This is a genomic window from Jeotgalibacillus sp. S-D1 (assembly GCF_004358665.1).
GTDB lineage: Bacteria > Bacillota > Bacilli > Bacillales > Jeotgalibacillaceae > Jeotgalibacillus.
On the sequence record NZ_SMZR01000001.1, the window covers coordinates 921,287 to 946,942 of the forward strand.

Below are 25,656 nucleotides of genomic sequence, written 5' to 3' on the forward strand. Positions count from 1 at the left end.
GTATGGTTCATTTTTTCCAAAAAAGAGGGAACACAATGTGTCCCCCATTTCCAACACCATTGTGTTGATATTTATTTTTTAACTTGGCTCATTACTTCGTCAGCAAAATTATCTTGACGCTTTTCAATTCCTTCTCCAACTTCATAACGAACAAAGTCTTTAAGGGTAGCATTTTGTGTTTCAAGGAACTGGCGTACTTTTTGATCAGGATTTTTAACGAATGGCTGATCAAGGATACAAATTTCTTCAAAGTATTTGCTTAGGCGGCCTTCTACCATTTTAGCAACGATGTTTTCAGGTTTGCCTTCTTCAAGCGCCTGCTTAGTCAATACTTCACGTTCTTTATCCGCTTCTTCTTGAGAAACCTGGTCACGTGAAACGTATTTTGGATTTAAGGCAGCTGCGTGCATTGCAACGTCTTTAGCTGCCTGAGCATTTGTTGTTCCTTCAAGCACTGCAAGAACACCAATTCTTCCGCCCATGTGCAGGTATTCACCAAATGAAGAATTATCGTCTTTTGTGCGGATGGCAAAACGGCGAAGAGTGATTTTCTCTCCGATTTTACCCATAGCACCTGTAATATGATCATTTACAGTTGAGCCGTTGTCCATTTTTGAATCAAGTGCTGCTTCAAGTGTTTCAGGCTTGTTAGCAAGCAGGTGAGTCGCGATTTCCTTAACAAGTGTTTGGAAGCCTTCATTTTTAGCAACGAAATCAGTTTCTGCGTTTACTTCAATGATTACTGCTTCGTTACCTTCACTCATGATGAAAGTTGATCCTTCAGCTGCAATACGGTCAGCTTTTTTAGCTGCTTTCGCAATTCCTTTTTCACGCAGGAAATCAATTGCTTGATCCATGTCACCGTTTGTTTCTTGTAATGCTTTTTTGCAGTCCATCATACCTGCGCCTGTTTTTTCACGAAGTTCTTTTACCATTTGTGCTGTAATTGCCATGTGGAATTTCCTCCTTATAAGTAACTTAAGATTCTATAATTTGCTTTAAAAAAGGTGATAAGGGAAATTCCGCTTATCACCTTTTCATTTATGCATTACTCTGCAGCTACTGCTTCTTCCTCTTCTTCTTCAACTTGTTTTGATTCAAGAATCGCATCAGCCATTTTAGAAGTTAGAAGCTTGACAGCGCGAATAGCGTCATCATTTGCTGGGATTACATAGTCGATTTCGTCTGGGTCACAGTTAGTGTCAACAATTCCTACGATAGGAATGTTTAATTTGCGTGCTTCAGCAACAGCAATACGCTCTTTGCGAGGGTCAATGATGAACAACGCATCAGGAAGCTTTTGCATGTCTCTGATTCCACCTAGGAATTTAACCAGACGATCATATTCTTTTTTAAGTTGTACAACTTCTTTTTTAGGAAGGACTTCGAAAGTGCCGTCTTCTTCCATTTTTTCAATCTTTTTAAGTCGATTAATACGAAGTTGGATTGTACCAAAGTTTGTTAGAGTTCCACCCAACCAGCGTTGGTTAATGTAGTGCATGCCGGCACGGCCAGCTTCGTCACGTACAGACTCTTGAGCTTGTTTTTTTGTTCCTACGAAAAGAACTGTTCCGCCATTAGCAGAAACTTCTTTAACAAATCTGTAAGCTTCTTCTACTTTTTTAACCGTTTTTTGAAGGTCAATGATGTAGATTCCGTTACGCTCCGTAAAGATATACTTCTTCATTTTTGGGTTCCAGCGACGAGTCTGGTGACCGAAGTGAACACCCGCTTCAAGCAATTGCTTCATAGATATTACTGACATAATGTTGTTTCCTCCTTGTGGTTTGTTCTCCTCCGCTTTGATCTCTTTTAGTACGAAAACTATTAAAAATAATAGCACCATTCGCTAAATCACAAAGCGTGTGTATTAACACCATTAACTACTATATCACATGGAGCAGTCTGCTTCAAGAAATAATTTTATATTCTTTGATAGCCATATAAAATTGCGGATCGCTTTATTGAGTTTTAATGAAAACTTACTTTATGTGATCCTTAAATCAAAAGCGAGGTCCCTCTTTCCGTTCCTGAATCACGCCAAATTAAATTCAGATGATAGAAGTTTTTTCAGTTTAAATAGAGATTTTGAATGGATTTGTGATATACGCGAAGTAGACAGGCTCATAACCTCACCAATCTCAGTCAGCGTCAATTCTTCACTATAAAATAAACTGAGAACCAGCTGCTCTTTTTCATTTAAGCCGCTGATGACTTCTGAAAGGTCATCGATTAATTCATTTTTAATGACACTTTCCTCAGGTAAAACCGTCTGATTATCCTTTAAAGTATAGTCAATCAAGTCGTTCCCGGCAGAGTCTAAAGACTGGTCGTCAATGGATATCACATTACCAAAAAGATTTTCTTTTGAAAACCTGTATATTTCTTCCACATTGATATCCAACGCTGCTGCCACTTCATCTGCGTTAACATGCCGAAGTTTTTCCTGTTCAAGCTCTTCAATTTTTGCATCTATTTTTTTTGCCCGATCTCTAGTCGAACGCGGCAGCCAGTCTTCTTTTCTTAATCCATCTATAATGGCTCCTCTAATCCGAAAAGATGCATATGTATCAAATTTTAAATCCCGAGACAAATCAAACTTCAACAAGGCATCCAGCAAGCCCATAAGTCCCAAGCTTTTAAGCTCTTCTCTTGATACATTTGCAGGCAAGCCTGCACCAATTCGGTGAACATGGTATTGAACCAGAGGTATGTATTGCTGAATCAGCATGTCTCCAGCAAAAGAGTCTCTTGAAGCATGCCATAACTTCCAATAGTATTTTTCCTGATTCACAGTTGAATTATTCATGATACACCTCCTTCAAAGTACAGGATATACCCTCTACTTATTATTTGTTCCAATGTCTTTGAGCCGTTACTCTATATTCACCACCCCAATACTTTGAACTTCAACATTTGCTTCCAGTTCGTTGTAGGATATTATTGGGATTTTAGGCATATATCGTTCTGTTAATTGCCTTATATACATTCTCACTGCCGGGGAGCACAAAATTAACGGCGATTGTCCGTTCACCCTTGCATAATCAATTTGATTCGACATTGATTCTAATATCCGCTGCGAATCGGAGGGTTCAATGGCAAGGAAATTGCCATGTTCCGCTTGTTGAATTGAATCCGCTACAAGCTTTTCAACACGGCCGGATAGGGTGATGACTTTTAAAACACTCTCATCCCCTGACAGCTGATTCGTAATCTGCTTCGCCAGTGCTTGTCTTACATATTCTGTGAGTATATCGGTATCAGAGGTTGCTTTTGAATAATCTGCGAGAGCTTCAAAAATAACCGGGAGATTGCGGATCGATACATTTTCTTTTAACAGTCTGGCAAGCACCTTCTGGATTTCACCAGTAGAAAGGACAGAAGGAGTTACTTCTTCCACTAAAATTGGATAGGTTTCTTTTAAATGATCAATCAGCTGTTTTGTTTCCTGTCTTCCAAGCAGCGAATACGAGTGTTCTTTTATAATTTCCGTTATATGAGTTGAAACAACAGAGGGGGGATCCACTACCGTATACCCTGACAGTTCAGCCCGATCCTTCACTGACTCTGCTATCCACTTTGCAGGCAACCCAAAAGAGGGCTCTATCGTATCAATTCCTTCTATTAAATGGTCGTCTTCAAGACTCATCGCCAAATAGTGATCCAGCAGCAGTTCGCCTCTTCCGGCTTCACTCCCCTTTATTTTTAAACGGTATTGATTTGGCTGCAATTGAACATTATCTCTTATTCTAACAACCGGGATGACAAGCCCGATTTCCAGTGCCAGCTGTCTTCTGATCATAACGATGCGATCAAGCAAGTCCCCGCCTTGATTCGGATCAGCTAAAGGAATGAGGCCGTAACCAAATTCAAACTCGATCTGATCCAGATTTAATAAATTGACAACACTTTCCGGACTTTTCATTTCATCCGCACTCTCTTGTTGTGCGATTTCCGGGTTATCATCTTTTTGTTTTGCTGTCGTGGATAAAAAATAACCCCCGAGTAGTAAAATCACTGCAATTGGAAGGGTAACCAGATTATTAATCGGTGTTAAGATACCGAGAAGTGCGATAGTAAATCCTGCAACATACATAATAGGACTGAAAGAAAAAAGCTGACTAGTTATGTCCTGACCCAGATTTCCTTCTGATGCCGCCCGCGTTACGACAATTCCAGTTGCAGTGGAAATTAATAGAGCAGGAATCTGACTTACAATTCCATCACCAACCGTAAGCAGCGTAAATTGCCCTGCTGCATCCCCAAGCGACAACCCCATCTGCACAACCCCGATAATCATGCCGAAAATTAAATTGATCACAACAATTATAATTCCGGCTATTGCATCACCTTTCACAAATTTAGTAGCTCCATCCATGGCGCCATAAAAATCAGCTTCCCTGCCCACTTTTTCTCTCCGGTGTCTGGCATCTGATTCAGAAAGCATACCGGCATTTAAATCTGCATCAATGCTCATTTGTTTTCCCGGCATTGCATCAAGGGTAAATCGTGCAGCCACCTCTGAAACCCTTTCAGCTCCCTTTGTAATTACAATAAATTGAATAATGATCAAGATAATGAAGACAACCATACCAACAAGAATATTGCCGCCAGTGACAAACGTTCCAAAGGTTTCAACAACACCACCCGCTTCCCCTTTGCTTAAAATGGATCTTGTTGTTGATACATTTAACCCAAGACGAAACAAGGTCAACAACAAGATTAAAGAAGGAAATATAGCGAATTCCAGTGGTTCTTTCATGTTCATGGAAGTTAAAAGGACAATTAATCCAAGTGTGATATTAATAATAATTAATACGCTAAGCATCCATGATGGAAGCGGTATGACCAACATAGCTACAATCATAATGACACTCGATAGTACAGTTAAATCTTTTCCCGACATGCCGGTCTCACCCTCAGCTGTGTATTACACTTTATTTTTAATGCGATAGACATAAGCTAAAATTTCAGCAACTGCTTTGAAAAACTCTTCCGGTATGGGATCGCCGATGTCAGCCTGATGATAAAGCGCCCGGGCAAGGGGACGATTTTCCACTGCTGCTATGCTGTTTTCATTTGCGATTAATTTTATTTTTTGAGCAACGTAATCCACGCCTTTCGCAGTGACCACCGGCGCATGAGATTCCCCTTCCTTATATGTTAGAACGATGGCAAAATGGGTGGGATTTGTAATCACAACATCGGCATCCGGAATATCCGCCATCATTCTTTTCGTAGCCATTTCCCGCTGACGCTGTTTGATTCTGGATTTAATAAGCGGGTCTCCTTCTGTGTTTTTGAATTCGTCTTTAAGATCCTGTTTTGACATTCGAATATTTTTTTCGAAATCATATTTCTGATACAAGTAATCCAAAATCGATAATACAATCAAAAGCGATGAAGCATACAAGCCCATTTGAACAGTTAATTTCCCTGCAATGTCCAGAGATTGCTGAACCGGTTTTAGCGACAGGGATAGGATGTGTTCCATGCTGAACCAGATCAGCAGGAAAGTAGTCATTCCGATCATCGCGATCTTTAGTACAGATTTTAGAAACTCAACTAAAGCCCTGGCTGAAAAAATTCTTTGGAAGCCCTTAAGAGGATTTAATTTGGAGAGCTTGGGCTTTAGAGGATACGTGGAAAATAGAAAGCCTGTTTGAATATAATTTGCTGAAATTCCGGCAAGCGCTGCAGTCCCCATGATTGGCAGAACTACCCAGGCTGCCTGCGCTAACATATCCCTGTATACGACCATTGTGGTTTCAATTGTTACGGGGCGGAGAATGTAATCAGTTAATGGAACGAAAAGTATATTTTCCAGGCGCTCTTGAAACATCTTCCCGGTGAAAAACAAAAATAAAAAAACAGCAAAAAGGATGAGGGCAGTATTTACATCCTGACTTTTGGCAGTTTCTCCTTTTTTACGGGATTCAGACTTTTTCTTTGGCGTTGCTTTTTCCGTTTTTTCACCAGCGAAAAATTGGAGGTTTAACGATATAAATTTCATATTGTCCCTCCTCCAAGAATGCTCATTAGATCCCTCATAACAATAAACATTAAATCAAAAAGCCTTTGAATGACCCCAAACATAACACCCATCAAAACGAAAAGGATCATAAATGCAACGGCTATTTTTATTGGAAAACCAATGACAAAAATATTAAACTGTGGTGCTGTTCGCGCAACAATCCCCAGAGCCACATCCACAAGAAATAATGCAGCTGCAACAGGTGCCGCAAGTTGAAATGCGATAACAAAGGCAGCTGCAAATGCTTTTATGACGATTTCAGCAGCAGACTCACCAACTCCCAGTGAAAGCTGTTCTATCGGCACGAATTGATAACTGTAAAAAATGCCATCCAGGATCAAATGATGGCCATCGAAATAGAGCAGCAATAATAGTGAGAGTGTATATAAATACTGACCCATTAACGGACTTTGTGCACCGGTCTGAGGATCAATGATGTTTGCAATCGCAAAGCCCATTTGAATGTCGATCAAATTCCCTGCAATCTGTATCGCTGATAATACGATGTAGGCTATTAATCCGATGAATAATCCGATAACTGCCTCTTTTAATATCAGCAGCATATATGCCCCATTAATCGAAAAGGGTTCAGCATCAATAGTGTAATAAACCATGACCGAAAGAAGAACAGCAAAACCGACTCTATGCATAACCGGAATTGACCTGTGAGAAAACAGTGGGATCGTTACAAAAAACGCTGAAACTCTTACGACAACAAGAAGTAAAATGGTCAGCCTTGAATACAATTCTTCCATTCTATTACCCTATATACCTTGTTAGATTTGAGAAGATATCGAACGCATAGGTTACAATCTGGGTTAGCATCCATGGTCCAAAAAAAATCAATGCAATCATTACTGCAATTACTTTAGGAATAAAAGCCAGGGTTTGTTCTTGAATTTGTGTGGTAGCTTGAAAAATACTGACTAAAAGTCCAACGAGAAGCGCAACGAGCATCAGAGGCAAACTGATCATTAACGTCATGTATACTCCTCTTTCTGCAATCGAAATTACCATTTCTCCATTCATTAATAATCACCTGCCTAAAAGCTCTGCAGTAAAGACTGCATTACAAGATACCAACCATCAACTAATATAAATAACAATATTTTAAAAGGCAGTGAAATCATTACAGGGGGAAGCATCATCATTCCCATCGACATTAATACAGACGCAACCACCATATCAATAACCAGAAATGGGATAAAAATCATAAAACCCATTTGAAAAGCAGTTTTAATTTCACTTAACGCAAAAGCAGGAACCATAACTGTCAAGGGAATATCGTTAATGGTTTCCGGCCGTTCTGCCTGCGTATAACTTAAAAATAGTTCAAGATCCTTTTGGCGGGTGTGTTTACTCATAAATTCCTTAAAAGGAATAGATGCTTCTTCATATGCGGTAGTCAAATCAATTTCTTCATTAAATAGCGGAGTTAATGCCCGGTCGTTTACTTCGCTTAATACAGGTGACATAACAAAAAATGTTAAAAACAACGCAAGACCTATGATTATTTGGTTCGGCGGCATTTGCTGGGTAGCCAGTGAGGTCCGCACAAACGACAATACAATTACGATTCTTGTAAAAGCGGTCATTAAGATTAAAATACCCGGAGCAACCGATAACACCGTTAACAATAGAAGCAATCGGACTGAAGTTGCAACATCAGCCGGGGAACTGTCATTATAAAGTTGGATAAATTCACCCATCGCTGCGCTGCTCCTTGTTTTTATCTTTGCGCTTAATCTGGTTGCGTTTTTCATTACCGATCAGCTGAGCTGCCAGCAATGATTGAAATGATTCAACCTCTTTTTTCCCTTTTCTGAAAAAACCATTGAGACTTCCAGAGTCTCTCTCTTCGTCATTTTGGTAAAAATGCTTAAAACGATTTATTTCCTCCGGAGTCGTAACTTCTTTAATCAGGTTGATATTTTCTCCTACACCAAGCACGTAAAAGGTGCCGGCGATTTTCACAATTTGAATTGATCGATTGGAACCCAGTGCCGTCCCTCCCAGGTTATGAATGATCTTGGTTTGCTGAAAATTTCGCGAACGACTATTAACAAACTTTAAAAGTACATATAACAAAAACACTACAAAACAAAGGGCGGCAATGAGTTTAATATAATCCACCCATGTTATACCACCTTCACTGCCGCTTTTATGAGCCGGCTGGATCGAATCATCTGAACAATTACTCTCATTCTCAAAACATTGATTTACCATTGACTTATTGGCTAAACTGGATTCTTCACCTGCCAAGAAAGTACTAAGCAAAATTAAAGGCACTACAATAACAACTATCTTAATTTTCATTCCCATCAACCTATCGCTTTTTGTATCGCGTCTAAAACCCGTTCTTTTTGAAATGGTTTGACGATAAAATCCTTTGCTCCAGCCTGGATGGACTCAATTACCACTGACTGCTGCCCCATTGCTGAACACATAATTACATTCGCTTTTGCATCCAGCTTTTTAATTTCTTTTAATGCCGTAATACCGTCCATCTCAGGCATGGTTATATCCATCGTTACCAGGTCTGGATTTGTTTCGATGAATTTTTCAATTGCCTGAATACCATCAGCTGCTTCTCCTGCAACCTCGAAGCCGTTCTTCACTAAAATATCTCTTATCATCATTCTCATAAAAGCTGCATCATCCACAATCAAAATTTTTTTAGGCATATGATTCCTCCAGCTTTATCTAAGTTTGCTTAAACGGTCATTTTGACTTACGATCTCTGTCAGTCTAACTCCAAAATTCTCCTCTATTACAACCACTTCACCTTTAGCAATTAACCGGCTGTTCACCAAAACATCAACCGGCTCACCTGCTAATTTGTCTAATTCAATAACAGAGCCTGCTGAAAGCGCTAATATTTCTTTCACCGTACGCTTAGTTCGGCCAAGTTCAACGGTAATTTGTAAGGGAATATCCAACAGCATAGCAAGATTCCTTGATTCTGCCGCTTTACTATCCGGCTGATCAAAGCTTGCAAATTTAGCAGGCTGCACATCAATATACGGGGTATTTGAACGGCCTTCCTCATTCTTTTTTTCTTGAGCAGAATGGCGACTGACTAAATCATCAGGCGACTGTATTGAGGAAGGAATTTTACCGTGAACATCTGTTTCTGGTTTTGTTTGTTCACGACCAGGCAAGGAATCTCCATCCAGCTTACCGTCTGAAAGTAATTGATTGATTAAATACCGTCCGAATTCCAGAGGAATAAGCTGAACGATCGTGGAATCGATCACATGGCCGATTTTTAATTTGAACGAAACCCGGATAACCGGTTGTCTGTCAAACAGATTTTGTATTTCTATTCCTTGATTCCATTCCATCATTTCGACTGATGGCGGTGATATTTCTACACGACGATTAAAAATTGAAGCCAAGGAATTAGATGATGCACCCATCATCTGGCTCATTGCTTCCTGCAATGCACTCAGGTGAAGCGAGGAGATCTCATCAGATTGGAGGATTCCGTCCCCTCCTGACATCAAATCTGCTATTATCGATGCATCGTTCAGTTTGAAAATCAACCAATTACTGCCTTCAATTCCCTGAGTATAATGAACCCTGATCCCTATTGAAGGCTGTGTAATTGATTCTGAAATCTGCTCTGTTGTTACTACTGTCACATCAGGTGCAGTTATTTTCACTTGCTGTTCCAGCAATGCAGAAAGAGCAATTGCCGAGCTGCCCAACGAAATGTTTGCAATTTCACCTAAGGCATCAATTTCCCTTCCATTCAGATAATCATTATCCAGCTTGCCCTTTAGTAAAGCATCAATCTGGTCCTGTGAAAGCATTTCTTCACTTCTCATTCCCTTCTCCTCCTTTCAATTCAGTTAATATCTGCACACCGATCTTTTTGCCAATCTGTCCAGGCTGAGCGGAGAATTTAGGGACATCCCCGACCTGCAGGGTTACAGGCTGATCAAATCGGTGATTTAACTCCAGCACATCCCCAACGTCCAGCAGCAGAAAATCCTCAATAGCAACGGTAGAGGTACCTAACTCCGCAATTATCATTAACTCGGCTTCTTTCACGCGATTTTCAAGCTGAAGAAGTTGTCCAGGCTTCGCTTCTTTTTTTCTGGAATGCATCCAATGCTTAATCGATAGATTTGGCATGACCGGTTCCAGTACAATGTGAGGCAAGCAAATATTAATCATGCCGGATGTATGGCCCACTGTTGTATTCAAGGATATAACCACAACTGTTTCATTAGGGGAAATCACCTGCAAAAATTGTGGGTTTACTTCAAAATCGGATAGAATTGGATTAATTTCACCAATATTACTCCATGCCTCTCTCAGATTATCAAAAGCTTTTTCAAACATGGCAGACATAATCTTTGTTTCAATTTCTGTGAGGTTTTCTACCTTGCTTACACTCGAACCTCTGCCGCCCATAACACGGTCCATCATGGCATAGGCGATATTAGGGTTTATCTCCATTAAGATTTTGCCATCGAGCGGTGGTACTTCATATACATTTAATATTGTCATTTTTGGAACAGACCGTATAAATTCTTCATATGGAATTTGATCTACTGACTCCACACTTACCTGAACAAACGTTCTGAGCTGTGCTGATAAAAAAGTCGTTAATAATCGGGCAAAATTTTCATGAATTCTCGTCAGGCTACGTATTTGGTCCTTGGAAAACCGAAGTGCACGTTTAAAGTCATACGTTTTTATTTTTTGGTCCATTCCATCTCTCATTATTTCTTCCACTGACATTTCACCGCTTGATATCGCTGATAATAACGCATCTATTTCCTGTTGTGACAGTATGTCTCCCGCCATTTGATTTCTCCTTCATTCATCCCTTCTTTATTCAAAGGATTTCCGTGTTGTCCTTTTCCCTGTTACCGCTCCGCTTATTAACTTCCCGACAAAATGCAGAACTGCTGAAATTCATTTTACTTGCGCTCTATTCCGTTCCGGAAATTGTGTGGCTGCAACTATTCAATACCTGAATGGAACGATAAAAATTTGCAACTTCCTTTTGTACATATTCAACTGAATCTTTAACAATTATTTTTTTGCCATTTGTCATCGTGATCATCGTATCGGGAAATGATTCTACTGTTTCTATATATAGGGCGTTTATAATAAATTCCTTTCCATTTAAACGGGTTACGTTGATCATTGTTTACAGGGCAATGGGTTTTGAAGAACCCGCCCCAGTCACCCCCTGCTATTTTTATCTCTTCAGATTAACAAGCTCTTCTAAAATCTGGTCGGAAGTCGTAATAATCCGTGTGTTAGCCTGGAATCCACGCTGCGCTGTAATCATCTCCGTAAATTCTTCTGAAAGATCCACATTAGACATTTCGAGTGCGCCAGATGATAGGGTTCCTCCCGCGGATTCAGCATTCCCAATATTCGCTATGCCTGAATTCACTGATTCCTGAAATAAGTTATTCCCGGCTTTTTCAAGTCCGGATGGATTGTTAAACCTCGCCAGGCCAATTGAACCAATTCGCTCAACATGCCCGTTGGAATATACTCCATTAATTTCACCGGATGAACTGACACTGAAACTTTCAATTGAACCTACAAGATTACCATCTGTTTTTATTTGAGCTGAAACCTGGCCCGCGTTATTTGTAATATTGGACACATTAATCTGGGCTGCAGGTATAGAATAACCGCCGCCCGGCCTCGGAAGAATCAAATCCCCACCTGCCGCTGCAAAGGAAGCCGTATTTCCATCGAAAGTAATCCTGCCGGTTGATGTATTTAACTCATTCATTGCATTATTTTTAAAGGTGATATTCCACTCGTTAGAAGAAGCGCGCTCCATAATCACTTCATAAATATTTTCTTCACCAAGATCGTCAACTACCTTCATCTGTTGGGAGAATGTATAATCAGGATCTGACACTGAAGAGGAGAGATTGCCGCTTATTTCAAGAACCTCAGTTTGTTGTGCCGGAAGCTCTGCGTTGCTGTTAATGGTAATATCCTGCAGTCTTCCATTTTCAAACTGCTGAACACGGTGTCCGTCACCTGTGACAAGAGAACCGGATTCATCTAAATAAAAATTTCCGCCTCTTGTATATAGGTTTTGGCCTCCCAATCCTTTTACGACAAAGAATCCGTCACCGTTTATTGCAAGATCAAGTGACCTGCCTGTAGTTTGCAAAGAAGATTGGGATTGAAGACTATCAATTGTTGCAGTTACAGAACCCAGTCCAACCTGAAGTGAATTCTTTCCGCCGCGCCCGTTTCCTGCACCTGATGCTCCCTGAATGGTTTGATTCATGGCCTCCTGGAAAGTAACCCTTCCCTTTTTAAATCCATTTGTATTAACGTTTGCAATATTATTACCTATGACATCCAGCTTTGTTTGAAAGTTTTTAAGACCCGCAATTCCAGAATACATTGAACGTATCATTCGTTTTTCCCCTTTCAGATTAAGGTGCAGAATTATCGTAAAACAAAAAGATGTAAAACTTGGACTAGTTATAGCGTAATTTTGATTAATTCTTCAATTCCGACCCGGTCATCATTTTCTGTAATAACAAAGAATTCACCGTTTTTCTTAGAAACAGCTGTTACATTGCCTGCAGCTTCTTTTCCCTGGTCAGTTATCCAATTTACTTTTTTGCCAATCAGCATACTGGCTTGCTGAAGAGAACTCTTCGTTTGATCTGATTTTAATTCTGAAATGTTTGCAGGATTTAATTTCACTCCGTCTGCCAGTTCAAACTCAACCGTTCCCCCCGTATAGCGGACAGTGTTGATCACACCTTTGCCGCTTACAGCTGTCTCTTCGCCATTTACAATGTCCAGCTTATCCCACTTAACTTCTTTACCTGCAAACTCATTGTATTGAATCAGCTGCGTCTGCTCCTGCATTGATGCGAGCTTTTCAAATGATTCACTCATATTGGTCATTTGCTCCAACGTAGAAAAACTTGCCATCTGTGCGATAAACTCTTTATCTTCCATAGGCTGTGTCGGATCCTGATTGGACAGTTGTGCAATTAACAAAGATAAAAATTGATCCTTGCCCATTGTATTATTTTTGGGATCGAGTTTTTTCTGATCCAGTGATGATTTGAAAAGATCTGTATTAAGTGAGTTTACTTCCATTCGTTATACCTCAACATTCAAAAGGATTTGATTAAATTGATGTTCCGGGTCACCTTGCGCCTCATTCTGCTCCTGATGCGCCTTTTGATCATGCTGTTTTGATGAATGCTCTTTATTAGGATTCCCCTGCTGATCATGTTCCAGCGGGAAATGCTCGATCAGCAGCTTGTCGACTTTAATATTCTGAAAGGAAAAAGCCTGCTGCAGCTGCTGAAGCTTTGATTCTATTATTTCTTTCGCCGCTCCTGTCGAAGTCATTACTTTTGCTGTCAGCATACCTTCTTTTTGAATCAATTCAATTCTTAGCGTGCCAAGATGTTCAGGCTGCAGCCGAATCAGTAATTTTTCTGTGCCGTTGATTTTTCCGAATTTCGCCTGACTCATGATACGGTGAAACTCTTCCGGCAGAGCACCTGCTGTATAAGTATTTTTAATAGGCTGTAACAGAAAATTAGAGTGCGCCTGTGAGAAAGGTAATGAGACTGGCAAAGCATCTGATGACCGAACGACGTCTTGGGATGCATTGATCGATAGCGGACGAAGCATTGGGTCGTTTCTGACGGCATGCAGCAAAGCCGTTTTTCTATTCTCAGCTGCGCCAGGTTTTTCATTTATACTCTCCAGTGTTTTTAAAATTTTCGAAATGATTTCACTGTCTTCAAAGTAACCGCCTTGCATCCGGACTCTTAATGCCGCCTTTTTTATCGCTTCTAAAGCTTCGGATGCCTTCGGTGTAAAGTGTTTTTCAATCGGTTCTTTTGCCATATATTCTGCCACTTCATAAAGCAGCACCAACGATTCAGGGGAAATCCCTTTTCCGGAGGTGAGCTCTGTCACAGCAGATTTATAATCAGGTAACGAGTATGAATTGGACTGTAGCATTTGATTTATAACTTCACTAAGATGTTGATCAGTCTTAACATCTCCTGAGAAGTATTTAGCAGTTCCAGCATGATATCCCCCATTTGAAGGTGAATGTTCAGAGTCTGCCGGCTGCTGAACGGCCGTTTTTTCTTCAATATACCCCGCAGACTCTCCTGCCTGATCCGCATGAATCAATTTATCCATTACCTGTCCAAAAGCGGTCACTTCATCCCCTTTTGGTTTATTGTTTTGCTTAGGTGAAATGTTGTTCCCTTGATTGTTCATTACTACATTGAGTACCATTTGGCCACTTCCCTGCAAGAAAATTACGATTCTTGTTGTGATATTAATTCTGCATATTTTGCTGCTGTTTCAGCAGGCATTTTTTCAAGAATTTGAGCGATTTTTTCTGAAGGGAGCTGGGACAAAATCCGGACAGCTTCATTTTCTGACATATTCACAAGTACCGGTGCGGCTGCTTTTCCGGACATTTCTTTAAAGACAGCAATGATTTCACTTTTTTTTTGAACTTCTGTTTCATTATTCTGCTGTAAAACTCCAAGCTCACTTTTAAGCAGTTCATTCTCTGATTTAATCTCTTCCATTTCATTTTTTCTGCTTTCAAGTTGCTGTTCCAACCCGGCAATTTGGTCGTTTTTTTCCTGCATATTCTCTTCAGCAAATGTCGTTTCCTGTTTTTTCACTTTGTCGACAGCTGCCTCGTTCTCTTTGCCGTCTGCAATGAATGGGATATTGATTCCCGCCTCCTCCGCTTTTTCTGCGATATTTATGTCCAGCAATGAAATAACGGTGAAAGCAGCAACCAGAATGAATACAGCGGGAATAACGATTAGAAGCAGTAGCAATTGAAATTTATTAGGAGGTTTATTCTCTGAAAAATCTTCATCTGAAAGTTTTTTATTGTTTTTTTTCATTTTTTCACCTGTTTTTATGATTCAAATACTGAATAATGGAAATCTCATTCATTTTCTCGTTCTCTATAACCTTTTGAACTGCAACAAAATGAAGCTGATCGTTTTCCCTTAGTTTTTCATACTTCTTTACTTCAACTGCTGTTTTTTTTAACTCTTCTTCGTGCCATTGCATAGCGGATCTGGATTCAACAACCAGTTTTTGCTGAAAACTAATACTTTTTTCTATATTTAATAGAAATTGCTGAGTATGTCTAAGTTTTTGGACTGAAAGACCATTTATGATGGCTGCAGATTGAGCGTCTTCCATCAATTCTTTCTTTTTCAAAAGCTGATACAGCTTCCGGGCAGTCTTCTCAAACGTTTCCATAGCTTCCCGATAACAGCCTTCCGCTTCTTTTTTTTCTCGTTCTTTAACGTTTAATATACGCTCAAACCGAAATGAATTTAGCACTTTCTCACTCACCTTTTTCACTGAGTTCTTCAAGCTGACCGACACTTGCTGATAAACCGATCTTTTCATTCACACCCTGGCATAATAACGAATTAATGAGCGGATTAAACATAATTGCCTGGTCTATATCCTTCGAAGATCCCTTTTTATATGCCCCTATATTAACCAGGTCTTCCGCCTGTTCATATGTACTAATAAGATTCCTTATTTTATTTGCAGCATTGGAATGAGCGGTCGGGATGATGTAATTCATTAAACGGCTGATGCTTTTAAGAGTATTTATAGAAGGAAAATGTCCCTTGTTTGCCAGCATCCGGTCCAGCACTATATGACCGTCAAGTATACCTCGTACAGTATCAGCTATCGGATCGTTCATATCGTCGCCTTCTACCAGCACGGTATAAAAAGCGGTTATGCTTCCATATTCATTGGTTCCTGTCCTTTCCAGCAGCTTCGGAAGAATACTAAATACTGAAGGTGTATATCCTTTCGTTGCCGGAGGCTCTCCTACGGCTAACCCGATTTCCCGCTGAGCCATGGCAACTCTAGTGACAGAATCCATCATCAGCATGACATTAAAGCCTTTGTCCCGATAATACTCCGCAATAGCAGTTGCAGCAGACGCCCCTTTTATTCTCATTAACGCCGGCTGGTCAGAGGTGGCTGCTACAATAATGCTTTTTTTCATGCCCTCCGGTCCCAGATCCTTTTCTGCAAACTCTCTGACTTCACGGCCGCGCTCACCAACTAGGGCGATTATGTTTATATCTGCTTTTGTATTTCTCGCGATCATGCCCAACAAAGTACTTTTTCCTACTCCGCTGCCTGCAAAAATCCCCATTCTCTGTCCCTTCCCAACAGTCAGCAAAGCATCAATCGCTCTGACACCAACCTCAATCGGTTCAGTTATAGGCTGACGGGACATCGGGTTAGGCGGGAGTTTTTCAACATTCACCATCTTCATGTCGTACGGAAGTTCCGTACCATCTATCGGAATACCAAGAGGATCCACAATTTTGCCGATCTGCGCATCACCTGCTTTTGTCTCAAACTGCCTGCCGGTTGATTCAACGAGATTGCCTGGTGCTATGTCATGCATGGAGGTAAATGGCATCAGCACCACGCGGTCCTCATTAAAGCCGACCACTTCAGCCATGATCGTCTTTTCACCATTTTTAGTGCTGGAAAGGGGATGGATATAACAAATTTCACCTATTGAACATTGCGGACCAGTTGTTTCAATCATCAGTCCAATAACTTTTTTTACTTTTCCATAGTACTTTGCCGTTACAATAGACCGAACATGCGGAATCAAATCAGCAGCTTTCATTCAGGATCACCTATTAAAATTAATAATTGATTCTTCAATTCTTTTAATTGAGCATCAACGCTTATATCAATTCTCCCTTTATCGCTTTCGATAAAACACTGGAATGGTTCTAATTTCTCGTCAGGGTAAAGATAAACGTTGGCAGTGGAAGGAAAAATAGTGTATAAATCTTCCTCCTGTTCTTTCACATGCAGATACTGGCTTGGAGATATATGTATATTAATATCTTTCATTTCTTTTGCCTCTTTTAGTCCCATGTGGATAATAGGAAGAAAATTATCAGGTTTTTCTTCAAGCTTTTGATTCAATATTTTTTCGGCTGCTGTAATCGAAAGCTTCAGGATGACTTCTTCATTTTGCATTAAGTGATTTTCCAGCGTGGCCTTTGACGATGAAACAATTTGTCTCGCTTCCTCTATTAAAAGGTGTATGTCAGCATACGCTTTTTCTCTTCCATCTTCATACCCTTCGGCAAATGCTGATTCATACGCTGATTTTTGCAGTTCTATTTTTTCATTTTCCCAGCTCAGTTTTTGATCTTCTATTTCTTTTATGATCGTTATTTTGTCCATTTCCGCCTGTTCAAGAATGGCAGAAGCATTTTTTTTTGCACTTTTTATAATGGCGCTGGAATCCATACCAGCTACAGTTTTCCGCACCAGCCCTTCGGCATTTTCTGATGTTGTAAGTAACTGAAAGGGAATGACTTTTGTTTGGAAATTGCCGGAACCGATACTTTCTGATTTAATGATTCTAGACAATTACATCATCTCCCCCGCCCCTGGCTACGATAATGTCTCCGGCTTCTTCAAGCCGTCTTATTACCGCTACAATATTCGATTGAGCTTCCTCCACATCTCTAAGTCTCACAGGTCCCATAACTTCCATTTCGTCTCTGAAACTTTCTGCCATACGCTGGGACATATTTCTGAACAACACTTCCTTAACATCCTCTGCTGAGACTTTCATAGACAATAGAAGATCTTCATTTGGAGAGTCTCTTATTACACGCTGTATAGAACGGTTATCAAGCGTTACGATATCTTCAAATACAAACATTCGTTTTTTAATTTCTTCAGCGAGTTCCGGATCCTGTATTTCAAGAGAATCGAGAATTGTTTTCTCTGTTGCCCGATCCACTCCATTCAGCACCTCTACAATCGCTTCAATGCCGCCTGTTTCTGAATAATCCTGCTGAACGGATGAGGATAATTTTCTCTCCAGAACAGCTTCAATCTCACTTATTACTTCAGGACTTGTACTCTCCATCACTGCGATGCGTCTGGCTATATCTGTTTGAATATCATGGGGCAGCGCAGAAAGGATTTTCCCTGCCTGCTGAGGGTGTAAATAAGAAAGAATTAATGCAATCGTTTGGGGATGTTCATCCTGGATAAAAGTAAACAATTGCATCGGGTCAGCTTTTTTTGCAAAATCAAATGGCTTTACGTGGAGTGATGATGTTAAACGATTTACAATCGCTTTTGCTTCATCTGGTCCAAGCGCTTTTTCAAGAACTGAATTAGCATAGCTGATTCCACCATGAGAAATATAATCCTGAGCTAAAGCAATGGTCTGAAATTCTTCAAATATTTTTTCTCTCGCCTCTTTTTCCACCTTTCGAACAGCTGAAATTTCTAACGTTAAACTTTCAATTTCTTCTTCATTTAAATGTTTATAAACAGATGAAGCAGCGTCCGGACCCAGTGAGATAAGTAAAATAGCTGCTTTTTGACTGCCGGTTAATTCCCTAGCTTTCTTTGACATCAAACTTACACTCCTAATCCTTAGCAATCCAGGATCTTAAGAGCTTAGCAAAGTCTTCAGGCTTTTCCTGGGCCATTTTTTCTATTTGTTTTCGCCGAATTGTTTCTTCTGATTCTCTTTCTTGAAGTAAATCTGGCGCAACTGTTGAAAATTCCTGTTCCCCCGGAAGCATATCCTCTTCCACTGTCATCACATTCCTCTTTCTGGAACGAACAATGTAGATGATCAGCGCAGCTATAATAACAATAAGGAGGCCGGCGCCTGCATAAATCCACCATGGCATGGAAGGTTCCTGAACTGTTTCTTCCGCTCCAACCCTTCCATTAAAAGGCTGTAGTGAAACGACCACTTTTTGATCTAACTCTTCCTCGGTCAGCTCATCTGAAAATTCGTTATCAATGGACGTTCGTATAATGGTTTCCAGCATAGATTCGATGTCATCGATACGATTTTGAGGAAGAGAAGCTTCATTTTCCGGTTCTGGCGGTTCAACCATTACCTGAAAACCGATATCCCTGATACGGTAAGGACTTTCAACAATATTTTTTTTGATACGGTTAACGTCCTTATTTATGGTCTCTTCTACGTTTTCATAATTGCCGTTACCCTCTGAGTTTTCTACAAATCCAGTCAAAGTATCTCCCGGATCTCCAGCTTCTGTCAGCCCGCCAGTGTTTTCATTTCCCTCAAATGTTTCCGAGATTCGCTGTGCACTTATTTCAATGCCTTCCATGTTTTCTTCATCAACCGGGCTAATTAAGTTTTCTTCTCTATTTTCCTGATCAAAATCAATATCTGTTGTTATGGATACCATTACTTTGTTTTGTCCCATCAATGTACCAAGCATCATTTGAACCTGTCTCTGCAGGTCACGTTCGATCGTTTGCTTAATCTCCATTTGATCCATTACATTGGCACCCGCAAAAGATGAATCCGGTTTTTCAAAGTCGAAATATTCAAACAATTGATTCATGATGACGATATTTTCTGGAGGGAGGTTGGGTATGCTCTTAGAAACCAAATGATATAACGAGGATATTTGTCCATTATCAAATTGGTAACCCGGCTTCGTATGTACAACAATGGAAGCAGATGCCTGTTCGGGTGAATCGTTTAGAAACACCGCTTGTTCCGGAAGTGTAATCATTACTTTGGCATCCTGCACACCGTCAATGCTTTTGATCAGCTCAGCTAATTCTGTTTGCATTGCTTCCATTTTCAATACCTTGAATTCATTGTCTGTCATGCCGAATCCAGCATTTTCACTGAAATAGGAATAATCGATATTACCTGTCTGCGGAAGCCCTTCTGCTGCAAGCTCTACCATAAGTGTTTCTACTTGCTGTTCAGGCACTAAAATAGCAGTCCCATTATCCACTATTTCAGAGGCGATCCCCCTGCCATCAAGGTTTTCTTTAATCATTCCCGTTTCAGACGGGGTCAGGTCACTATATAAAGGCGCCATTTCACTCCGGGTTGAAAGGACTGATATAAACAAAATAATCAGCAGAAAAACGAATAATAATACTCCACCATATATCAGCTGTTTTTTGGATTTTTGTTTAAGAAATTGCATTACTTTAAAGTTTATCTTTTGAAATATTACGTTCATCGTAATCCTCCGGTTTTTCGTTTACAGTCACTGCCTAAAAAATTGAAATTATTATACCGACATTCTCATTACTTCCTGATATGCTTCCACCGCTTTATTTCTTAATTCCATTGTCAGCGCTAATGATACAGATGCCTTCTGTGAGGTAATCATGACATCGTGCAAGTCTATTTTTTCACCTTTAATCATTTTTTCAGTCGCCTTATCACTTTGAACTTGGGCATCATTCACTGTCTGTAGAGAATCGTTTAGCATTGCAGCAAAACTTTGCTGTGCTTCATATGGTGAACTTTTTTTAATTACTTGATCGTTTGACGGACGAAAAGATTCAAGTGCGGTAGTATTTATAGATTGAATTGGCAAATTTGTCATCCTTTCGTTTATGATTTTCCGATTTGAAGAGCACGCATCATTATTGATTTATTTGCATTAAATACCGTTACATTTGCTTCATAAGAGCGAGTAGCTGACATTAAATCCACCATTTCCCTCAAAGGGTCGACATTCGGCAATCTCACATACCCTTCTTCGTTTGCATCGGTATGTGAAGGATCATAAAGTAATTCCCCAGGACTCTCATCTTCTATAATTCCTGAGACGGTAACTCCATCCCCTGTTTTTGATTTGTTCATTTCAGTTTTAAGGAAAGATGTAAAACCTTCTCCTTTTTCCTGTACCATAACCGATTTTCTTTTATATGGCTGCCATTCCCCATTTTCAAAAACAGCTCTTGTTGTATTTGAATTTGCCATATTGGAAGATATTACATCCATACGTAGTCTTTGGGTTGTTAAAGCTGAAGCTGTTACATTCATCGACTGGAACAATGGATTATTTCCCTCCTCTGATAACAGAATTTAACGAGCCGAATTTCCCACTGATTCGTTCCACCAGCGCATCATAATATATTTGGTTGGTAGCTAATTCTGCCATTTCACGATCCATGTCAACACCGTTGCCATTTTCTCGCACGCTATACATTTTGGATGTTATTGTTGAAGAATTTTGTGATGCTGAAATAGGGAAATGACGGGGATCAGATACTTTTATACTAGAAGATGACATTTTCATTTCACTTTGTAATATTTCATTAAAATCCACATCTTTTGACTTATAGTTTGGCGTGTCGATATTTGCAATATTATTAGAGATGACTTTTTGCTTAACTGAAGAGTAATGCAAACCTTGTTCTAATTGACTTATTGATCCTGAAAATAAATTCACTCATACACCCCAATTCCCTTTATACGACAAAGTTCGATAACAATCGATACTGTATAATAAAACACTTATACATCATTTTACTGTTACGTTTAACTATAGTCTATAGGATTTTCAAAATATTTATAGGCTTAAAGAACCATTTTTTAAAAATTACTTTAAGTCCGGTTTATTTATTATATTTATTAAAACAGGTTTTTAAAAACTAATAATCTCTGCTAAATCAGCGTTTTACAATAGATCCTTGTTACATTTGTAATGTTTAAGAAATTTTAGTGATAAATTTATCCATCTTTTACGAGCTCCTTTTACAGGGTGATGCTTACAAAACAAATAGAGCATTATAGTAGTGCGATGAACCGAAAAGAGTAAATTTGTTTAATGAGGACAAAAAGGAGTTAAGGTCAGGAGCGAGGAATTCGGGGAAAAGTTATGATCTTCTTCACAGATTCGTCCTTGAATATAAAAAACCCCGGTTAAGGGACTTATAAAGCGTCCGTTCGCCGGGGTATCACTCTTATCTAAAGAGCATTTACTATTAGTTATTTTTGATATGATCAAGCTCTAGCAGGAATTTATCATTTAATACTTTGATGTAAGTTCCTTTCATTCCAAGAGAACGGGATTCAATTACACCGGCACTTTCAAGCTTTCTAAGCGCATTAACGATCACAGATCTTGTAATACCTACACGATCAGCGATTTTAGACGCTACAAGCAGTCCTTCATTTCCATCAAGTTCTTCAAAAATATGTTCGATTGCTTCTAATTCGCTGTAAGATAGAGAGCTAATCGCCATTTGAACAACAGCTTTGCTGCGGGCTTCTTCTTCAATTTCATCAGCTTTTTCACGAAGAATCTCCATCCCAACTACAGTAGCTCCATATTCACCCAGAATCAAATCATCATCTTCAAATGTTTGTTCAACACGCGCAAGAATCAGCGTTCCCAAGCGTTCTCCGCCCCCAATGAATGGAACAATAGTGGTAAGTCCTTTTTTGAAAAGGTCACGATTTTCTACAGGAAAGGCTGTGTATTCACTGTCAACATCAAGGTTTGCAGATGTCTCTGAAATATTAAAAAGATTTTTTGTATACTCTTCTGGGAACTGACGGTCTTCTAACATTTGTTTCATACGTTCGTTTTCAATTTGCTGGTTAATTGCAAACCCCAAAAGTTTTCCTTTTCTGCTTAAAATAAATACATTTGCTTCAATTACATCTGAAAGCGTCTCTGCCATTTCTTTAAAGTTAACCGGCTTACCTGCAGATTGTTGAAGCATCGAGTTGATTTGTCTTGTTTTACCTAGTAAATTCATTGTTATCATTTCCTCCTACATTCTCATAAATCGTTGTATTCGTAATACTCATCTTTCCCTATACAGAGATAATCAAACCTTAAAGAATAAACTCGCTTAAATCTTTATTTTTCGCAATGGTCTGCAATTTGTCATCTACATAGCCTGGAGTGATGGTAATTGTGCCAAGCGAAATATCAGAAGCCTCAAACGACAGATCTTCCAGCAATTTCTCCATAATTGTATGAAGTCGTCTCGCCCCTATATTATCAGTATCCTGATTTACCTGATAGGCAATTTCAGCAAGTCTTCTGATAGCCTCTGTAGTGAATTCCACTTCAATACCCTCTGTTCCTAATAATGCTACATACTGCTTAATAAGCGCCTGATCCGGTTCAATTAAAATACGCACAAAATCATCCACAGTCAGTTTTTGAAGCTCCACTCGTATCGGGAAGCGCCCCTGCAGCTCAGGGATTAAATCAGACGGTTTGGCGATATGAAAAGCACCAGCTGCAATAAACAGCACATGATCGGTTTTAATCGGTCCATATTTAGTGGTGACAGTTGAGCCTTCCACAATCGGAAGGATGTCCCGCTGCACACCTTCTCTGGATACATCAGCAGAACCTGAACCTGAAGATTTAGAAGCAATTTTATCAATTTCATCAATAAAGATTATGCCCATCTGTTCTGCACGATTTTGTGCTTCCTGTGTAACTTCATCCATATCGATTAATTTTGCGGCTTCATCATGTATTAATACTTTTCTGGCATCTTTTACTTTCAATTTACGCTTTTTCTTTTTTTTGGGCATTAAGTTGCTTAGTGCGTCTTGCATATTCATGCCCATTTGTTCCATACCTGAACCCTGCAGCATATCAAACATAGAAGACATCTGCTGTTCATCCACTTCGATTGTGACAGTCTGCTCTTCAAGCTCCCCATCATGCAGCCGTTTTTTTGTTTCTTTTCGCTGGTCTTTAATTGTTGCTTCTTCTTCTTTTTGATCCGTTGAACTTTCGTCTGAGGAGTCACCTCCGCCAAACATCATTTCAAATGGATTTTTAAAATTTTGTGATTTCTTAGCAGATGGCACCAGCAATTTCACTAAGCGCTGATTGGCATTTTCCTGCGCTTTCTCCTGGACAGAAATCATTTTTTCGCCTTTAACGATCCTGACTGAGGTTTCCATTAAATCTCGCACCATCGATTCAACATCACGGCCGACATATCCAACCTCCGTAAACTTGGTTGCCTCTATCTTAATAAATGGAGCACCCACAAGTTTGGCGATTCTGCGGGCAATCTCCGTTTTACCGACGCCTGTTGGCCCCATCATCAATATATTTTTCGGTATAATCTCTTCACGAAGTGAGGTATCCAGCAGGTTGCGTCGATAACGGTTCCGCAAGGCTACAGCGACCGCGCGTTTGGCATCTCGCTGACCGACAATGTACTGATCAAGACGTTCGACAATTTGTTTGGGGGTTAGTTCTGATGATTTTGCCATAGTCCCACTCCTTTATAGCTCTTCTACTACAATGTTGGTATTTGTATATACACATATATCAGCCGCCACATGTAATGCAGCGTCAGCGATTTCTTTTGCTGTCATGGTGTCGCCTGCATGCGTTTTTAATGCACGGCCTGCAGACAATGCATAATTACCGCCTGATCCAATGGCAAGTATTCCGTCATCCGGTTCTATAACTTCTCCGGTGCCGGACACCAGCAAAAGCCCCTGTTGATCCATTACAATTAACATGGCTTCAAGACGGCGCAGCACTTTATCACTGCGCCACTGTTTTGCTACTTCAACAGAAGCGCGCTGCAGATTGCCATTATACTCCTGAAGCTTTCCTTCAAACATCTCAAACAGTGTAAATGCATCGGCTACGGATCCGGCAAATCCAGCGATAACCTGCCCGTTGAATAGCTTCCTTACTTTACGTGCCGTATGCTTCATGACGACTGCATTTCCGAATGTAACCTGGCCATCACCCGACATTGCAGATTGCCCTTTATGCTGAACAGCAAAAATCGTTGTTGCATGAAATTGATCCATTCCGATGCCTCCTTCATGTTTAACGCGTTTTATGTATCACGCTCTAGGATGAAAAGAATTGTATGTTCTGCGCAAGTGCTCTTTTGTTACATGTGTATATAACTGAGTAGATGAAAGATGTGCATGCCCTAACAGCTCCTGCACCGTTCTAAGATCTGCTCCATTGTTTAATAAATGAGTGGCAAAGGTATGTCTGAGCATATGTGGATGGATTGAAGCCGTTAAAGATGTCTTGTTAATAAGATTTGAAAGCATATGTCTGATTCCCCGGGCAGTAAAAGGTTTCCCCCTGTGATTTATAAAAAGGGATGAATAAAGCTCTTCCTTTAATAGCTGAGGGCGGCTTTTATTAACATACTCCGTTAATGCATTCCGGGCAAATTCTCCAAAAGGTACATACCTTTCTTTTTTCCCCTTGCCCTTAACCAGGAGAGTGGACATTGCTAAATCAATATCTTTCATCTCAATCGTCGTACATTCACTTACCCGAATACCAGTCCCGTATAAAAGTTCCAAGATGGCTTTGTTTCGCAGATCAAGGGCACTTTCCCCTTCACATGCTGAAAAAAGCTGCTCCATTTCATTTTCATAAAAAAAATGTGGCAGCCTGCCCTCTTTTTTGGGATGCAATACGTATGACATTGGATTAACTGATTGCAGTTCTTCCCGCTGTAAAAAAGAGAAAAAGCTGCGCAGGCTTGAAATTTTTCTCGATACACTGGATCGGGAATATTTCTCCTGGTGCAACTGAACTAAATACAGCCTGGTATGAACATCATCAACTTCCTTCAGATCCCCGACTCCTTCTTTATTTAAAAAAACATAGAAGTGTTCAAGGTCATGAATATAATGCTCAATTGTTAAAGAAGAATAATTTTTTTCTGTCTGCAAATAATTAACAAACTGCTGTTTAGCATCGATAAATGCCTGAATCATCTTCTCACCTCACAAAAGCCTCTAA

Annotated in this window: 29 protein-coding genes; all 29 read right to left on the minus strand. The window is 39.9% G+C overall.

From position 1 onward, the window contains the following. Positions 1-71: 71 nt before the first annotated feature. Entirely contained in the window at positions 72-953 is an 882-nt protein-coding gene (gene tsf / locus E2R51_RS04690) for a translation elongation factor Ts (protein ID WP_133375861.1), read from the minus strand. A gap of 95 nt (positions 954-1,048) precedes the next feature. Then, complete coding sequence (rpsB, locus tag E2R51_RS04695) at positions 1,049-1,765, minus strand: 30S ribosomal protein S2 (RefSeq protein WP_133375862.1); 717 nt, start codon at positions 1,763-1,765, stop codon at positions 1,049-1,051. A 270-nt stretch (positions 1,766-2,035) separates the two neighbouring features. Next, positions 2,036-2,809 (minus strand): FliA/WhiG family RNA polymerase sigma factor, encoded by a 774-nt coding sequence (locus E2R51_RS04700; RefSeq protein WP_133375863.1) that lies wholly within the window; start codon positions 2,807-2,809, stop codon positions 2,036-2,038. Positions 2,810-2,875: 66 nt separating this feature from the next. Further along, a complete protein-coding gene (gene flhA / locus E2R51_RS04705; RefSeq protein WP_133375864.1) occupies positions 2,876-4,906 on the minus strand; it encodes a flagellar biosynthesis protein FlhA in 2,031 nt (676 codons plus the stop codon). Positions 4,907-4,930: 24 nt separating this feature from the next. After that, positions 4,931-6,013 (minus strand): flagellar biosynthesis protein FlhB, encoded by a 1,083-nt coding sequence (gene flhB, locus E2R51_RS04710; protein ID WP_133375865.1) that lies wholly within the window; start codon positions 6,011-6,013, stop codon positions 4,931-4,933. Beyond that, entirely contained in the window at positions 6,010-6,789 is a 780-nt protein-coding gene (gene fliR / locus E2R51_RS04715) for a flagellar biosynthetic protein FliR (protein WP_133375866.1), read from the minus strand. The genes flhB and fliR overlap by 4 nt, the downstream gene beginning before the upstream one ends. Before the next feature lie 4 nt (positions 6,790-6,793). Further along, positions 6,794-7,063 (minus strand): flagellar biosynthesis protein FliQ, encoded by a 270-nt coding sequence (gene fliQ, locus E2R51_RS04720; RefSeq protein ID WP_133375867.1) that lies wholly within the window; start codon positions 7,061-7,063, stop codon positions 6,794-6,796. Positions 7,064-7,077: 14 nt separating this feature from the next. Then, entirely contained in the window at positions 7,078-7,743 is a 666-nt protein-coding gene (fliP, locus tag E2R51_RS04725) for a flagellar type III secretion system pore protein FliP (RefSeq protein WP_133375868.1), read from the minus strand. Next, positions 7,736-8,350 (minus strand): flagellar biosynthetic protein FliO, encoded by a 615-nt coding sequence (locus tag E2R51_RS04730; protein WP_165967141.1) that lies wholly within the window; start codon positions 8,348-8,350, stop codon positions 7,736-7,738. Before E2R51_RS04730 ends, fliP begins: the two co-directional genes overlap by 8 nt. 5 nt (positions 8,351-8,355) lie before the next feature. Next, a complete protein-coding gene (locus tag E2R51_RS04735) occupies positions 8,356-8,718 on the minus strand; it encodes a response regulator (RefSeq protein ID WP_133375870.1) in 363 nt (120 codons plus the stop codon). Positions 8,719-8,733: 15 nt separating this feature from the next. Then, a complete protein-coding gene (fliY, locus tag E2R51_RS04740) occupies positions 8,734-9,864 on the minus strand; it encodes a flagellar motor switch phosphatase FliY (RefSeq protein WP_133375871.1) in 1,131 nt (376 codons plus the stop codon). Next, a complete protein-coding gene (fliM, locus tag E2R51_RS04745) occupies positions 9,854-10,852 on the minus strand; it encodes a flagellar motor switch protein FliM (RefSeq protein ID WP_133375872.1) in 999 nt (332 codons plus the stop codon). Before fliM ends, fliY begins: the two co-directional genes overlap by 11 nt. Positions 10,853-10,979: 127 nt before the next feature. Beyond that, entirely contained in the window at positions 10,980-11,198 is a 219-nt protein-coding gene (locus tag E2R51_RS04750) for a flagellar FlbD family protein (protein WP_133375873.1), read from the minus strand. 54 nt (positions 11,199-11,252) lie between these two features. Continuing rightward, a complete protein-coding gene (locus E2R51_RS04755; RefSeq protein WP_133375874.1) occupies positions 11,253-12,449 on the minus strand; it encodes a flagellar hook protein FlgE in 1,197 nt (398 codons plus the stop codon). 68 nt (positions 12,450-12,517) lie between these two features. Beyond that, on the minus strand, positions 12,518-13,150 hold the full coding sequence (gene flgD / locus E2R51_RS04760; protein WP_133375875.1) for a flagellar hook assembly protein FlgD: 633 nt from the start codon (positions 13,148-13,150) through the stop codon (positions 12,518-12,520). Between the two features lie 3 nt (positions 13,151-13,153). After that, positions 13,154-14,317 carry a flagellar hook-length control protein FliK gene (locus E2R51_RS04765; RefSeq protein WP_133375876.1) on the minus strand — a complete coding sequence of 388 codons (1,164 nt, stop codon included), beginning with the start codon at positions 14,315-14,317 and terminating at the stop codon, positions 13,154-13,156. 23 nt (positions 14,318-14,340) lie between these two features. Beyond that, positions 14,341-14,949: a MotE family protein gene (locus tag E2R51_RS04770; RefSeq protein WP_133375877.1), complete on the minus strand. Its 609-nt coding sequence runs from the start codon at positions 14,947-14,949 to the stop codon at positions 14,341-14,343. A gap of 4 nt (positions 14,950-14,953) precedes the next feature. Next, positions 14,954-15,400 carry a flagellar export protein FliJ gene (gene fliJ / locus E2R51_RS04775; RefSeq protein WP_165967142.1) on the minus strand — a complete coding sequence of 149 codons (447 nt, stop codon included), beginning with the start codon at positions 15,398-15,400 and terminating at the stop codon, positions 14,954-14,956. Between the two features lie 4 nt (positions 15,401-15,404). After that, the gene (gene fliI, locus E2R51_RS04780; RefSeq protein WP_133375879.1) at positions 15,405-16,730 is read right to left on the minus strand and encodes a flagellar protein export ATPase FliI; all 1,326 of its coding nucleotides are present in this window, start codon (positions 16,728-16,730) and stop codon (positions 15,405-15,407) included. Further along, complete coding sequence (gene fliH / locus E2R51_RS04785; protein ID WP_133375880.1) at positions 16,727-17,491, minus strand: flagellar assembly protein FliH; 765 nt, start codon at positions 17,489-17,491, stop codon at positions 16,727-16,729. The genes fliI and fliH overlap by 4 nt, the downstream gene beginning before the upstream one ends. After that, positions 17,484-18,497, minus strand: a complete 1,014-nt coding sequence (fliG, locus tag E2R51_RS04790; RefSeq protein WP_133375881.1) for a flagellar motor switch protein FliG — start codon at positions 18,495-18,497, stop codon at positions 17,484-17,486. Before fliG ends, fliH begins: the two co-directional genes overlap by 8 nt. Before the next feature lie 13 nt (positions 18,498-18,510). Next, a complete protein-coding gene (gene fliF, locus E2R51_RS04795) occupies positions 18,511-20,109 on the minus strand; it encodes a flagellar basal-body MS-ring/collar protein FliF (protein ID WP_133375882.1) in 1,599 nt (532 codons plus the stop codon). 51 nt (positions 20,110-20,160) lie between these two features. Next, positions 20,161-20,481 (minus strand): flagellar hook-basal body complex protein FliE, encoded by a 321-nt coding sequence (fliE, locus tag E2R51_RS04800; protein ID WP_133375883.1) that lies wholly within the window; start codon positions 20,479-20,481, stop codon positions 20,161-20,163. An 8-nt stretch (positions 20,482-20,489) separates the two neighbouring features. Continuing rightward, positions 20,490-20,924 (minus strand): flagellar basal body rod protein FlgC, encoded by a 435-nt coding sequence (flgC, locus tag E2R51_RS04805; protein WP_133376329.1) that lies wholly within the window; start codon positions 20,922-20,924, stop codon positions 20,490-20,492. A 16-nt stretch (positions 20,925-20,940) separates the two neighbouring features. After that, positions 20,941-21,333, minus strand: coding sequence for a flagellar basal body rod protein FlgB (gene flgB / locus E2R51_RS04810; protein ID WP_133375884.1), 393 nt, complete (start codon positions 21,331-21,333; stop codon positions 20,941-20,943). A gap of 535 nt (positions 21,334-21,868) precedes the next feature. After that, positions 21,869-22,648 carry a GTP-sensing pleiotropic transcriptional regulator CodY gene (gene codY, locus E2R51_RS04815; protein ID WP_133375885.1) on the minus strand — a complete coding sequence of 260 codons (780 nt, stop codon included), beginning with the start codon at positions 22,646-22,648 and terminating at the stop codon, positions 21,869-21,871. A 79-nt stretch (positions 22,649-22,727) separates the two neighbouring features. Then, a complete protein-coding gene (hslU, locus tag E2R51_RS04820; protein ID WP_133375886.1) occupies positions 22,728-24,140 on the minus strand; it encodes an ATP-dependent protease ATPase subunit HslU in 1,413 nt (470 codons plus the stop codon). A gap of 12 nt (positions 24,141-24,152) precedes the next feature. Then, positions 24,153-24,695 carry an ATP-dependent protease subunit HslV gene (hslV, locus tag E2R51_RS04825; RefSeq protein ID WP_133375887.1) on the minus strand — a complete coding sequence of 181 codons (543 nt, stop codon included), beginning with the start codon at positions 24,693-24,695 and terminating at the stop codon, positions 24,153-24,155. Positions 24,696-24,731: 36 nt separating this feature from the next. After that, positions 24,732-25,631 carry a tyrosine recombinase XerC gene (xerC, locus tag E2R51_RS04830; protein WP_133375888.1) on the minus strand — a complete coding sequence of 300 codons (900 nt, stop codon included), beginning with the start codon at positions 25,629-25,631 and terminating at the stop codon, positions 24,732-24,734. Between the last annotated feature and the right edge of the window lie 25 nt (positions 25,632-25,656).

Excerpts from the sequence above, each read along its gene's own strand:
- tsf (WP_133375861.1), bottom strand. The coding sequence starts at position 953 with ATGGCAATTACAGCACAAATGGTAAAAGAACTTCGTGAAAAAACAGGC.
- rpsB (WP_133375862.1), bottom strand. The coding sequence starts at position 1,765 with ATGTCAGTAATATCTATGAAGCAATTGCTTGAAGCGGGTGTTCACTTC.
- E2R51_RS04700 (WP_133375863.1), bottom strand. The coding sequence starts at position 2,809 with ATGAATAATTCAACTGTGAATCAGGAAAAATACTATTGGAAGTTATGG.
- flhA (WP_133375864.1), bottom strand. The coding sequence starts at position 4,906 with ATGTCGGGAAAAGATTTAACTGTACTATCGAGTGTCATTATGATTGTA.
- flhB (WP_133375865.1), bottom strand. The coding sequence starts at position 6,013 with ATGAAATTTATATCGTTAAACCTCCAATTTTTCGCTGGTGAAAAAACG.
- fliR (WP_133375866.1), bottom strand. The coding sequence starts at position 6,789 with ATGGAAGAATTGTATTCAAGGCTGACCATTTTACTTCTTGTTGTCGTA.
- fliQ (WP_133375867.1), bottom strand. The coding sequence starts at position 7,063 with ATGAATGGAGAAATGGTAATTTCGATTGCAGAAAGAGGAGTATACATG.
- fliP (WP_133375868.1), bottom strand. The coding sequence starts at position 7,743 with ATGGGTGAATTTATCCAACTTTATAATGACAGTTCCCCGGCTGATGTT.
- E2R51_RS04730 (WP_165967141.1), bottom strand. The coding sequence starts at position 8,350 with ATGAAAATTAAGATAGTTGTTATTGTAGTGCCTTTAATTTTGCTTAGT.
- E2R51_RS04735 (WP_133375870.1), bottom strand. The coding sequence starts at position 8,718 with ATGCCTAAAAAAATTTTGATTGTGGATGATGCAGCTTTTATGAGAATG.
- fliY (WP_133375871.1), bottom strand. The coding sequence starts at position 9,864 with ATGAGAAGTGAAGAAATGCTTTCACAGGACCAGATTGATGCTTTACTA.
- fliM (WP_133375872.1), bottom strand. The coding sequence starts at position 10,852 with ATGGCGGGAGACATACTGTCACAACAGGAAATAGATGCGTTATTATCA.
- E2R51_RS04750 (WP_133375873.1), bottom strand. The coding sequence starts at position 11,198 with ATGATCAACGTAACCCGTTTAAATGGAAAGGAATTTATTATAAACGCC.
- E2R51_RS04755 (WP_133375874.1), bottom strand. The coding sequence starts at position 12,449 with ATGATACGTTCAATGTATTCTGGAATTGCGGGTCTTAAAAACTTTCAA.
- flgD (WP_133375875.1), bottom strand. The coding sequence starts at position 13,150 with ATGGAAGTAAACTCACTTAATACAGATCTTTTCAAATCATCACTGGAT.
- E2R51_RS04765 (WP_133375876.1), bottom strand. The coding sequence starts at position 14,317 with ATGGTACTCAATGTAGTAATGAACAATCAAGGGAACAACATTTCACCT.
- E2R51_RS04770 (WP_133375877.1), bottom strand. The coding sequence starts at position 14,949 with ATGAAAAAAAACAATAAAAAACTTTCAGATGAAGATTTTTCAGAGAAT.
- fliI (WP_133375879.1), bottom strand. The coding sequence starts at position 16,730 with ATGAAAGCTGCTGATTTGATTCCGCATGTTCGGTCTATTGTAACGGCA.
- fliG (WP_133375881.1), bottom strand. The coding sequence starts at position 18,497 with ATGTCAAAGAAAGCTAGGGAATTAACCGGCAGTCAAAAAGCAGCTATT.
- fliF (WP_133375882.1), bottom strand. The coding sequence starts at position 20,109 with ATGAACGTAATATTTCAAAAGATAAACTTTAAAGTAATGCAATTTCTT.
- fliE (WP_133375883.1), bottom strand. The coding sequence starts at position 20,481 with ATGACAAATTTGCCAATTCAATCTATAAATACTACCGCACTTGAATCT.
- flgC (WP_133376329.1), bottom strand. The coding sequence starts at position 20,924 with ATGAATGTAACAGCTTCAGCTTTAACAACCCAAAGACTACGTATGGAT.
- codY (WP_133375885.1), bottom strand. The coding sequence starts at position 22,648 with ATGAATTTACTAGGTAAAACAAGACAAATCAACTCGATGCTTCAACAA.
- hslU (WP_133375886.1), bottom strand. The coding sequence starts at position 24,140 with ATGGCAAAATCATCAGAACTAACCCCCAAACAAATTGTCGAACGTCTT.
- hslV (WP_133375887.1), bottom strand. The coding sequence starts at position 24,695 with ATGGATCAATTTCATGCAACAACGATTTTTGCTGTTCAGCATAAAGGG.
- xerC (WP_133375888.1), bottom strand. The coding sequence starts at position 25,631 with ATGATTCAGGCATTTATCGATGCTAAACAGCAGTTTGTTAATTATTTG.